This window comes from Niabella sp. ZPM-14 (assembly GCF_055693045.2).
In genome coordinates, this window is sequence record NZ_CM181148.1 from 690,696 (window position 1) to 703,272 (window position 12,577).

The 12,577-nt window shown below is 46.9% G+C and carries 9 protein-coding genes; 1 reads left to right on the plus strand and 8 read right to left on the minus strand.

Annotated elements, in window-relative coordinates; translation table 11 throughout:
* Positions 1 to 97 precede the first annotated feature (97 nt).
* Positions 98 to 1,522 (plus strand): Gfo/Idh/MocA family oxidoreductase, encoded by a 1,425-nt coding sequence (locus tag ACU37H_RS02875; RefSeq protein WP_472702854.1) that lies wholly within the window; start codon positions 98 to 100, stop codon positions 1,520 to 1,522.
* Positions 1,523 to 1,803: 281 nt separating this feature from the next.
* On the opposite strand, the gene ACU37H_RS02880 is transcribed toward ACU37H_RS02875, so the two are convergent.
* The 8 genes from ACU37H_RS02880 to ACU37H_RS02915 form a co-directional block, all read right to left on the minus strand.
* Positions 1,804 to 3,210 carry a BT_3987 domain-containing protein gene (locus tag ACU37H_RS02880; protein WP_472702855.1) on the minus strand — a complete coding sequence of 469 codons (1,407 nt, stop codon included), beginning with the start codon at positions 3,208 to 3,210 and terminating at the stop codon, positions 1,804 to 1,806.
* 31 nt (positions 3,211 to 3,241) lie between these two features.
* Positions 3,242 to 3,490, minus strand: a complete 249-nt coding sequence (locus tag ACU37H_RS02885) for a glycoside hydrolase family 18 protein (RefSeq protein ID WP_472702856.1) — start codon at positions 3,488 to 3,490, stop codon at positions 3,242 to 3,244.
* Between the two features lie 9 nt (positions 3,491 to 3,499).
* Positions 3,500 to 4,264 (minus strand): glycoside hydrolase family 18, encoded by a 765-nt coding sequence (locus tag ACU37H_RS02890; RefSeq protein ID WP_472702857.1) that lies wholly within the window; start codon positions 4,262 to 4,264, stop codon positions 3,500 to 3,502.
* 41 nt (positions 4,265 to 4,305) lie between these two features.
* Entirely contained in the window at positions 4,306 to 5,373 is a 1,068-nt protein-coding gene (locus ACU37H_RS02895; RefSeq protein WP_472702858.1) for a BT_3987 domain-containing protein, read from the minus strand.
* Between the two features lie 80 nt (positions 5,374 to 5,453).
* Positions 5,454 to 7,076 (minus strand): SusD/RagB family nutrient-binding outer membrane lipoprotein, encoded by a 1,623-nt coding sequence (locus ACU37H_RS02900; protein WP_472702859.1) that lies wholly within the window; start codon positions 7,074 to 7,076, stop codon positions 5,454 to 5,456.
* A 60-nt stretch (positions 7,077 to 7,136) separates the two neighbouring features.
* Positions 7,137 to 10,418: a SusC/RagA family TonB-linked outer membrane protein gene (locus ACU37H_RS02905; protein WP_472702860.1), complete on the minus strand. Its 3,282-nt coding sequence runs from the start codon at positions 10,416 to 10,418 to the stop codon at positions 7,137 to 7,139.
* Between the two features lie 298 nt (positions 10,419 to 10,716).
* Positions 10,717 to 11,925, minus strand: a complete 1,209-nt coding sequence (locus ACU37H_RS02910; protein WP_472702861.1) for a FecR family protein — start codon at positions 11,923 to 11,925, stop codon at positions 10,717 to 10,719.
* Between the two features lie 67 nt (positions 11,926 to 11,992).
* Positions 11,993 to 12,574, minus strand: coding sequence for an RNA polymerase sigma factor (locus ACU37H_RS02915; RefSeq protein WP_472702862.1), 582 nt, complete (start codon positions 12,572 to 12,574; stop codon positions 11,993 to 11,995).
* Positions 12,575 to 12,577: the final 3 nt, after the last annotated feature.

Here is a 12,577-nt window from a genome sequence, read left to right on the forward strand (position 1 = left end):
TGCTACATATGCGCTTTTAATAATACGTTGATCGATCATTGCCTGTCTGAGTTCCTGGTCAAAATAACCTTTCATTTTTAACCAATATTATTTCATAATGGATCAAAAACAAACGTCAAGAAGAAAATTTATACGAAATACTGCGTTTGCCACAGCCGGAGTGTTGGCCCTTCCGGATCTGCTGCTGGCGAAGAACAGTGTTTTGGGTGCAGCGGAAAAAGTGAACCTGGCCTGCGTGGGTATCGGCAACCGTGGCGCTGAGATCATCCAGGAGTTTGCCAAAACGGGCCTGGCCAATATCGTAGCTTTATGTGATGTAGATATGGGGGCGCCGCATACCCAAAAGATCATGGCTCAGTTTCCCAACGCCAAACGTTTCCAGGATTTCAGACAGATGTTTGATAAAATGGGCAATGAAATTGACGCGGTGAGCATCGGCACACCGGACTTTTCCCATTTCCCGATCACCATGACCGCCCTTTCGCTGAACAAGCATGTGTACGTGGAGAAGCCCATGGGCAGGACGTTTCAGGAAGTGGAGCTGATGATGAAAGCTGCACAAAAGTATCATAAAGCGGTAACGCAAATGGGCAACCAGGGACACTCGGAAGGAAATTATTTCCAGTTCAAAAGCTGGGTGGAAGCGGGCATCATAAAAGATGTTACAAAAGTAGTGGCCCATATGAACTCGCCACGCCGCTGGCATGGCTGGGATCCCAATATAAAATCTTTCCCGCCGAAAGAACCCATTCCCGAAACGCTGGACTGGACTTTATGGCAAATGCAAACCTTTGGCCACGAATACAACCATGACTATGTAAATGGTCAGTGGCGCTGCTGGTACGACTTTGGCATGGGCGCGCTGGGCGACTGGGGCGCACACCTCCTGGATACGGCGCACCAGTTCCTGGACCTGGGCCTGCCGAAGGAAGTGAAGCCCTTGAAACTAAGTGGTCATAATGATTTCTTCTACCCGATGTCGACCACGCTGTCATTTAAGTTCCCTAAAAGAGGGAATATGCCGAAACTGGAAGTGATGTGGTACGATGGCCTGGACAACCTTCCTCCCATTCCGAAGGGTTACGGCGTTCAGGGGCTGGATCCGAATATCCCTCCGCCCAGCACCGGGAAAATCGAGGCGCCAAAATTGAATCCGGGTAAGATCATTTATAGCAAGGACCTTACGTTCAAGGGAGCTTCTCACGGAAGCACACTGTCGATCATCCCTGAAGAAAAGGCGAAGGAAATGGCATCGCGTTTACCCGTAGTACCTAAATCTCCGTCTAATCATTTCAAAAACTTCTTACAAGCTTGTAAAGGCCTCGAAGAAACCCGTTCTCCGTTTTCGGTAGCAGGTCCGCTCAGCCAGGTATTTTGCCTGGGCGTGATCGCGCAGTGGACGGGCGACAAGATCAAGTTTGACCGCGAGAGAAAGATCATAACGAATAATAAAAAAGCAAACGAACTACTGGTAGGCCCGCCGCCCAGGAAAGGTTGGGAACAGTATTATAAAATGGTCTAACAGCCGGATCCCGTTAAAATAAGTTTACTTAAATGAAAAGTCCCGCCTCATTGGAGGTGGGACTTTTGCGTTGTAGGCCCGTGGTCGATGAATGCTGAGCTGACGATGCAGCTGTATCATATCCTGAGCAACAATTCTCCTTGTTCCGGAGGGCTCCCTGTATCAGCCCAGGCTCCGGTGGATTTAAAAGGCCGGCTTGAGAACAAGCCGGCCGTCTAATTGATTAACCTAAAGATATTTTATACGTTGTTAAACGAGATATCAGTAATGGTACATGCAGATTATTCTGTAGCGTTGATTTCTGATATGTTGACGTAACTACCATATGGTGGTTTCGTTTTAAGCACGTTGAACCTGAAATACCTGGCTTTGACCGGAGTGATGAACTTAACAACTTTATCCGTCGAGACCTCGTCGTAAAGCACCCCTTCCAGCTTCCATCTTACTCCGTCATTACTGGACAACACCTCAAATTCAAAAACATGGCCGAAGCTTGAGGAAGACACAGTAAAGCCTTTTACTGTCCGCTGCTCACTCATGTCTACGTCGACCCACTGCGGTAAACGGTAGGCGAGCCACATCGATGATTTGTTGCCGTCTATCGTTTTATCTACTCTATAAAAGGCGCCCAGATAGCTGCTGGCCTTTACCGTCCAGTCGGAGCGCGACATCACGGAGCCTGTAAGAGCAGCACCCGATTGATCTACATTATTTTTAAATACGTCCAGATAGATAAATACCAGCCGGGACGATTGGTTGACCAAAGGAGCCTGCGGATCGCTGTCTTTTACTATTTCAACAGGCAATACATAACTTTTACCCGTTTCGAATGCATTCAGATCGGTCAATTTGATGGCCAGGCTGTCTGCAGATACCGTGGATCCGGGTTCAATAACGACTGAGCCTTTCTGCAGCGTAAACCCATTTGAAGGAAACGGCAGGAAGTCTGTTCCGGACGCCTGACGCAAAGAATCTACCAGCGACAGGTTGTCTTTGATGCGGATCGTCACATCCCTGCTGATGTTGACGGGCATGTTTACAAATCCTTTAAGATAGATGACATCGGGACCGACATTTTCTCCGTCTTCCTCCTCGAGCAGTATCGACACGGAAGCCGTATTGCTAAGGCTACTGATGCCGGCGGTTATGATATTTACATTAACTTCTACATACATGACCTGGCGTGTAGCACTTAAGGAGGGGCCATTACTAGCCATTTGTAACACTACAGGGATCACGTAGGTTTTTATATCTTTTTCTACTAAGGAAGCATCGACTAATGCCACTTCTACAGAATCTGATGAATACAATTCGCCGGCTTTGATCGTTACCTTGCCCCCGCGCGCCAGCTTAAAGGCACCTGCGGGAACGGAAGGCGATGTTTTCTGATAGATACTATCATACAAATCTGTGAGCGTTGTGTCTATACTGGCCTGCACTTCAATGTCCTGTTCGAAAGCCCGTGACAGCACCACGGGGAATGACGTCTTGACGCCTGGCAATATAGCGTTGCCCATGAGCCCGATGCTGCCGCCTGATAATACATTGTAGGCCGCTGTTCCCGGCGCCGCATACACATAAAGTTCATTGGTGTTGAGGCTATCCCGCTTCCGGCAGGAAGAAAGGTTGAGCACTATACTTACCAGGGCCAGAAGCCAACCTGTTACACGTATGTTCAAATAATTCATAAATATTTTGTTTTGCTACTGATAATGATCCTTAATACAAAGCCGGGTTTTGTATCTGGATACCTTTTCTAAAATTGTAATAATAACCGGCATTGGGGTTGGACAAGGCGTCATATTCCAGAAGGTAGGCGCCGAAACCTCCCTTACGTCCTCCCTGAATGGGATTCCAGTAAGCCATTCCGGCCAGTGATCCGATGTTGACGCCATTATAGATAAACGACTTCCCAAACGCGCCGTTGCCCTGCATATTTTCTGTCACCACAAACTTTTCGGAAGGCAATATGTTTCCTCATCCATAAGTCGAAAATCTGCTTTGCAAAGAGCCGGCATTGGATACACCGTAGGTCTGCTGCACGTGATAGTCAATATAAGGGATGATACCAACGTCTGACTGCCCATCGATGATCAGCAACTTATCCGTACCAGACATAGGACCAAAATACTGGGATAAGGCTTTGAACAAGCGTTGTGTATGTGGGTCGTCGGTAATTGTCCCTCCCGAATCACCAAAGATGCTCTTATCACCATAGCCCGGTTCGTAGTCGAGATCAAAGCCATCCAGATTGTACTTCTTTACTGTATCTGCAATGGCTTTAGCCACATTGTCGATCGCAGCCATTGGATCAGTGATACTCAACAGACTATCGTTCTTATCCATAAGCCTGTTGACGCCCGACCCAAACATTACGATCACAAACTGGGTACCTTTCTTTTCGCGGACTGCTTGCAGCTCAGCCATGACTTCGGGATTTTTAGGGATGCCGCCCCAGAGGCTTACAATGTCAATACTGTCTGGCAGCCCTTCATACCTGGATGCCATATTAGGGCCAATGGACTCAACTCCACTCCCTCCCCACCAGGCAAAGCTGATGGAGTGTTTGCTTTTTTTATACGCACGCAAGGCTTTATAATACTCAGGACTGCCTACTTTGGGTTTCAATTCAGGAAACTCCAGCGGCACAGGCTCATTATATTTACTACAGCCCTGACCTATGACCAGGAAGCAGGCCAGGCTGGTAAAAAATTGGATTACGGGTAGTTTTTTTATTCTCATCGCTGTTCTTTTTAATCATGTTTTTCTAATCACTTAACTATTTACGGGCATTTCACGTCGCTTAACCAGGTAAAAGCGCTCGGGTCAACAATATCGTGCCCGTTGCCGGAAACGTCTTTGATTGTTGTTCCGCTGCCTTCATTGAACCGCCAGTAGGCGCGCAGTCCCGGGGTGGCCGGGTCAACGGCACAGGCAAAGGTTTTTATTTGCTTCCTGGTGCGTACATGATCCCAGATACGAAACTCACTTACCGCACAGCCATTGGTATAACCAGCGATCCCGAGGCCGCCAATGGTAAGGCCTGCGTAGGTCACCGATGAACCGGACTGTTCGCCGTTGATGTAAAGTGTAACAGCATTATCTTTATAGGTGATAGCAAAATGAGTCCAGGTGTTCAATTTGGTAGAAGTGGGTGGTCTTTCGTTGAACATAAACGCAGCATTAGGAAACCTGATATCAATACCACCGCTTCGAAATACCGCGAGCTGCATTCCAAATCCCGTGAAGATGTCGCTTCGCCAGTTTCCCGGTACGGCAAGATCTTTTGTAAGAATAAACTTGCCTTCAATAGTAATATTATCGGCCGACCCGGTTTTGCCCATGATATCAGCACTGGTGGCTGAAAAACCACGGTCGGTTGTATGCGCCGCCACTGTGTTAATGATTTTGTTGATCGACACGACCACCACATCACTGCCGGGCAATATGTCTGCGCCACCTTTGGATGCTATCTGTACAGGAATGGCATATTGAACGCCGTCAACATATTTAGGTGAATTGTTCACCGTTACCGTGAGCGCCCTGTCTGCGGCTGCCTTTCCCGCGGGAATAGACACCGCTGAAGCAGAAAGCTCAAAAGTAGATGCCGGCGCCATGACATAGTTGGTGCCATTTTTCTCGTTGAAGCTTTTCAGGTAGCTGTCGTCTAATACGGTGACGCCCACCTCTAAATTTTCTGTTGCCAGCTGAGCCGACACCAATGTCAGGCTAACCGTCCCTTTGGCTCCGTCAATAAGAACAGGAACGATCGGAGATGCGACAGACTGGGAAAAATATACCTTATTAGTAAAGTCAGTGCTTTTATTACAACTCCCTGCAAAGAGAGCCATAGCTATACAGCTGATAAATAGCGCTGTTGATTGAGATCGAAACATATGCATACAATTTTTTGAGAAGTTCACAATTCGTTTTACTTTTTGTCCCACCATAATTTTGTCCCACCGAGATCCGGGCCGCCTAAAAGCTGCACGCCCCGGGTGACATTGGCAGCGTTTTGCTGATACTCGCTGGAAGGATAAGGCAAACGTTTTACAGGATAGGTTTCCGACAAACGGTTGTCGTTACCCAGATTCCTTACCACGCCGAATAATTTTGGATAACCGGTACGACGGTATTCGCTCCAGGCCTCCTGTCCGTTAGGATACATGGCGATCCATTTTTGCGTGAGGATACGCTCCAGCTTTTTCTCAAAGCCATCAGATTCGTTCCATTTTATAGTGATCGTGCTTAGCTGAGAACTACCCGCCGATACATCGTTACTTGAATTGACCGGATCACTGTATTCTGCGGCTTTGCTGGTATCATTGGCCATATAAGCGGAAGCGCCTGCTACGCTCCATTGACTGAAGGACCGCTCGATGCCTGTTTCATACAGATCCTTTACAGTGCCATTCATATTCCATCCCCTGAGAGCTCCTTCGGCTCTAAGAAAATACACTTCAGCAGCAGGCATCCAGATCACATTAAAATTGGTTTTCAGGATGGAGAAGGCCCGGTAGTTGCCTTCGTTCGCGGTGGAAATAACATTGCCGCTTCTGATGCCTCTGTAAGTAGTAGCGCCATCACCCGGGTAGGTAGAAGTATAAAATAGTGCGGGCAATCTCGGGTCTTTGTATCCTGTTAAAAAAGACTCCATATTGGCACTCATTCGCGCCTCCCTGTAATCATTGGTAATACCGGACAAAGGATTCCCGTAGCTGAGCGCCTCATTGCCCCGTATGATTGCGTTGTCAATGTTGTTATCTATCACCCCAATCGGATCGTTTACAGCCTCTTCAGCATACCGTTTGGCCCGCTGCGGATCGGCATACACGATACGTAATGCCAGTCGCAGCTTCAGGGAGTTGGCCAATTTTACCCATTGGGTATAATCACCTGAATAAACAATGTCGAAACTTTTTAAAGGATTGGCACCGATGGCAATGGATGTTTTAAGATCTGAGATCGCCGTATCCAGATCGTTGAAGAACGAATAATAAATTTCGTCCATCGGATCATAGGCGGAACCGAATTTACCTAACTGAAAGCCCGTGTTGAAATAAGGGATCGGACCATACATGTCCACGACGCGATGGGCGGCCTGTACTTTGATGATCCTTGCAACTGCCTTGATATCGGGATTATTTGCAGCGTATCTGCTTATAGTATCATAGTTCAGCAGGATATTAGAATAAAAGGAATTGAACGCCGCGCTGTTCCAACCCACGGCTAAGAAATTGTAGGTCGTATTATCCCCCGCAGCATTCCAGTTGTGCGTCATACCATGGTAACAGCCAAAAATGTCGCCTGCAAGATTTTCGATTACCTGATAGGCATTGGTTGAGGAGCTCCCCGTGCCCCCTACCGGAAAAATACTTTCCTGCATCTTCCGGAAAAATCCGCCCAATGCTAAGTTATCCTTGTTAAGATCCTGCTGCCTCAACGCATTGGGGTTCGTGTTAAACTCTTCGAAACTGCGTGTGCAGGACGCATAGGATATAACCAATAATATACCGGCTATAATACTTAAAATATAAAGTTTAAAATTTTTCATCTTAGTATTTTATTTGTCGTTGGAAACCTATTTGATCAACTGATTACAAATACTTATTGTCTAAAATCTTGCATTGATGCTGAATCCAACACCGCGCAGACTGGGCTGCCTGAAGTAGTCGAAGCCCTGATAGTAAGTACCTGAAGAAGCGGTGCTCTCGGGATCAAAAGGAGCTTTATTGTAGAGCATGAACAGGTTATTACCCGTTACGGCAACCCGCAGGTCTTTTACGACATTGCCCAGCAGCTTACCCGGAATAGTGTACCCCAGTGAAAGCTCTCTTAACCGCACGTTGGTGGCGCTATATACATAGTAGCTCAATACGCCGTTAAGACCACTTCCCATTTGCGTATAAAAATTCTGTACATCGGGATAGGGGTACCCGTTTATTTCCACGCTGCCCTTTTCGCGGGCGTCAGCAGTGGCTTTAGATACTCCATAAGCATCAAGCATAGCCTGGGTGGCAGATACACCCACACCGCCTACTCTGGCAAAAATCAGGAAGTTCAAACTCAGATTCTTATAGCTGAATCCATTGTTCCAGCCTAAGGTATATTTAGGATCTGCATTGCCCACATAAATAGGATCAGTAGAGGATGCATCTACCGAAAGTGGCAGCATGACATATCCCTTTTCATCCAGCCTTAATTTTGCAGTGGTATATATGGAACTGAGATTTCGGCCTACGATCGCTCTTTGAAGGTAAGAACCACCACCTGCAAGATCAAGGTGAGATATCGAAACCTTGTTACCATTCGCATCGGTTGTATTATACAGCACTTCTGCTACATTTTGGTTAAGCGTGTAGGTGGCATTGCTATTCCATTTCACTCCGCCAAGATTACCTGAGTAGCCCAAAGCCGCTTCTATACCCCGGTTATTTACTCTTCCGGCGTTAAGATAGAAAGCGCTGTATCCGCCACTGGTCGCTGATTGAGAAACTCTGAAGATCTGGTCAGTCGTATAAGCGTTGTACAGCGTAACATCCAGGTTGATCTTATTGCGTAAAAATTTCAGATTGGCTCCTGCTTCCCACGATCTGGTACGTTCGGGCCTTAAAGGAAGCTGCAAGGTCTGACTCTGGGAAATTTGCCCGGTAGATAACGCAAACACCTGCGGTCCTCCTATATATGCTCTTGGCGCATTACCCGCTTCTGCATAGTTGGCTCTCACTTTTATGAAGGACACCGCATCCGAGTTCAGCTTGAAAATATCACTCAAGATAGCAGAGGCACCAATTGCCGGGTAATTGAGATAGAGCTTGGAATTTTCGTTGTAATACAACCTCGAATCCCAATCCGTACGATAGGATCCATCTATAAATACCATATTCTTATAGGCAAGGTTGGCGGATGCAAACAGCGACTGGTAGCTGCTTTTGGTTGGCTGCCGCAGCGTTGCCGAAGCCTTATCCGTTGTGAACGCATTGGGAGCATCGCCTTCGGGTATCCTTTCTTCTGAAAAACTACTGACATCCCTGTCTTCTGTCCGCTGCCCCCCGACATTGGCGGTCAGCGCCCAATCTCCCCATTTATTATTCACACCGGCGATGATGTCTGCGTAAAGTCTTTGATCGGTACCGCTTGCAACGCTAAATGCTCCGCCATAGCCTGCAAAAAGCTGATCGGTGCTGGCATACCGCTTAACGCTGTTATGGTATGCATTATGATCCATTGTTCCCCTGGCCGTGATATTTAACCAATCAAACAAATCGTACCGCAATGAACCGTTAAATAACAAGCGGCGGTTACTATTTTCAACAGGCTCCCTGTTTACAATCCACCAGGGATTTTCTGTCCGGAACTGGTCTCCCAGGAAAGGCCAGTACTGTGTAGGAAATAACCGCGACGGATCGTAGCGCTCGTATATTTTAACGGCGTCGATGTTACCGCCGGGCGGAAACAAATAGATTGGCACCAGTGGGTTGTGATACAAACCCTGTGCTACGAAATTCTTTTCGTTTTGAGCAGTATAGCGGGTATTGAGATCTAACGTAAACTTGTCGTTGAAGAATTTAGTCGTATTTCTTACCGACGCATTATAACGGCGCAATGTATTATTGGGAATGATACCGTTGGCACGGACCATATCACCGGAAATGTAGGTCTGGTTGTTTTCCGTTCCAGTGGAAAAGTTGAAGCCGACCGTGGTATTGTTACCGGTTTGAAAGAAATCGGCGGGGTTGTAAGTGGAAGGTGTGGACAGCTTGGGGCCCCAACTTTGGTTACTTCCCTGGTCCGTTGGCCCATAGGTATTTTGAAACTCAGGCATTACCAGCGGACTGAAGAACATCGTGTTGTTGTGCAACCCGACAATTGCTTTCCGCTTATTGTTACCAGATTTGGTGTTAATGATAATCACACCATTCTGGCCGTCCTTACCGTATAACGCGGTACCGGCTGCACCGGTGAGCACGGAAATATCTTCAATGTCTTCCGGGTTAATGGACGACATGATATCCGTACCGGTATTGGCTGAAAAGATACTGGAGATCTGGCCTCCCCTGCTGTTCAACACGGGAATACCGTCAATAACATATAAAGCGTTGTTGTTACCTGTGATAGATTTGATACCGCGCATCACGACCCGCGCTGCGCCACCTATACCGGCCGAACTGCTGTTGATCGTCACACCCGCTACTTTACCCACCAGGCTGTTTACAAAGTTGGCGTCCTTGTTACGGGTAAGCTCGTCGCCTTTGATCTGCTGCACATTGTAGGTCAATGATTTTTCAGCTTTCTTTATACCCAGGGCTGTTGTGATCACCACTTCTTGTTCCAGCGTCCGCTCAAGCTGCAGGATAATTTTCAGTTCCCTTGAAGGATCTGAAATAGTGATGATCTGTGTGCTATATCCAACGGATGAGACTTCGAGGACATCGCCGGCCTCTGCTTCAATGGCAAACCGGCCATCGGCATCGGTGACCGTACCGGTGGTTTTGCCTCGTACCTGAACGTTAACATTGACCAGCGGGGCGCCTGAAGAATCCGTAACCCGGCCTCTGATTCTTTCATAGACAGGCCTGACAACTTCAACCTTTCTTGGCAGTGGATTCGCCTTCAACAAGATCGTCTTATTAACGATTTCATAAGTGACAGGCGTATTCCTGAAACATATATCCAGTGCGCTCGCGAGCGGTTTGTTTTTAAAATCAGCAGACACACGAGGCGCGTTTTTTAACAGCGCATCATCATACCAGAAAAAATAGCCTGTTTGCTTTTCTATCTTTTTCAACACCCTCGACAGGTTCGTCCCCTTTTCGGAAAGCGATACCTTTTGGGCATGCCCACTGGCATGGACCTGGAATACAGCTACTGTCAATAGTAGTATCGACAACTTCATTATAAGCAAGTTTTTTTTGAGAGAAGCGCTGCTATAGCGAATCTTAACAGCATACCAATCATTTAAATTCATAAATTTGACAGGGTTTGAGTTTTAGTGATTACAACATTTACAACAGTAAGGCTTAGCCCAATTACAACGTGCTCCGGCTCCACCCGGGGCACATTTTATCTGAACGATGATATTTGGGTATCAGCAAGCCTTCCCTGCTATTTTATAAGTGATAACTTATATTTTTAAACAAGCTTCGGTAGTCAGTGGCAATCTGACTTAACAATCGTCTCTGGTTGGGAATCAATTACCCGGTTATTACAATTGTTCTGGCAGTCATTTCAATTTTTATATCGCTTTGCCTCAGTATATGCAATACCTGCTGCAAACTTGTGTTTCGGCTGATAGCACCGGAAAAGGTCTTCACAGGAGGAGTACCCCGGTACACAACCTGTACATCGTACCACCTGGATACCTCCTGCATGATAGCTTTGATATCGGCCTTATTGAAGCTCAGCAATCCATTTTTCCAGGCCATTACGTCCTCTGTGTCAACCCGGGCGGGAGACGTGATTTCGGAGCCGCTGATCTGAACCTGTTGTCCGGGAATCAGACTGCGTGCCGGCCTGCCACCTGTGTGACTTCCTACCTCCACAGCACCTTCCAGCAGCGTTACCTTTTGCTGCTCGCCTTCATAGGATCTGACGTTAAAATGTGTGCCGGTTACTTCAGTATAAAAAGAACCGGATTCAACCACAAATTTTTTCTGAGCATTCTTTGCTATTTCAAAATAGGCCTCGCCCTTGATATTGACCGTACGGGTATCTTGTGAAAACGCCAGGGGATAACTGATGGAAGATTGTGCATTTAGCCAAACAGATGAACCATCTGCTAAAGTCAGCAGCAATGGCTGGCTGGCTCTTGGATTTTCAACCAATACCTGCGCGGCCTGACGGCCCTGCGTATATGGATCAGCCACTGTTAATGCTAATCCATCGTTTCCGGCACTTTTGACAGACAAGCCATACGAACTTAGCGCCATCCCTGTCTGCAAAGAATCCACGGGAATAACGGTTCCGTCCGGCAAGGTCATAACAGCATAATTTTTCTGCGGGGCAGCGATATCTTTCAATATCGTTGCAGCATGATCACCACCCTTAACAGGAGTATGATCCGTTTGAACCAGCAGCCAATATCCAACACCTGACAAGGCTATGAGAAGGAATACGGCCGCAATCTTTCTCCAATGATTGAAAAATCGCAATGAGGCGGGACGTGCCGGTTTCTGTAATGAATGCCTGATCTGTTCCAATACTTTTTGCAGGCTTCTTTCTCTTTCCTCCTCCGTCTCTAATCCCTTGTACACGCCACTTTCAAAATCCTTCAGCAGTTCCTGCTCCACATAGGGAGCCGCTTTCTCATCATGAAGAGCAGCCAATACTTCCTCCAGTTCCGAAACGCTTAATTTTTCGCTCTTCCATTTATCTAATAATGCTTTGGCTTGTTCTGCTGTCATGATTTTAATTATGCCCTATATTAATAAGTACCCTGCGGGAAAACAAAAAGGGGGGTGATAAAAAAAATTAAAAAATAATAATCGAAAGAATAATGTCTTTATATTTTATTAACCGCTGCTTCATTTTAGCAACTGCCTTGGAAGCATGTTCTTTAACCGTTTCGGGTGACAGGCCCAACCGGAGCGCAATCTCTTTATAGGTATAGCCTTCGTGCCGGCTCAGGCGGTAGACCTCCTGCTGGCGTTTGGGCAGCTCAATCAGTATCTGTTCCACCAACTCCCCCTTTTGACGGGTAATCAGCTGGTCAATGGGCGTATCTGCTTCTTCGACAAATTGTTCCTTCAACCGGTCGATATAAGATTCGTAAGTCGTTTTCTTTCGTAACCATTTCAGGGTTTGATTTTTGGCCACATTATAAAGCCATGCTTCCGGGTTAGCGATGTCTTTTAGCTCTTTCCGCTGCTCCCACAAGGCGATGAAAACCTGCTGGGTGATATCTTCTGCCCCAGTGCGCGTTTTGCAATACTGCAACGCCGTAGAAAAAATACGACTATAGCAGGTCTTGTAGACCTTCGTGAACGCTTCTGCATCGCCGGCGGATATTTTAAAGAAATCTGATTTTATAGTTTTGGTAAATGTGGGGTGCATTTT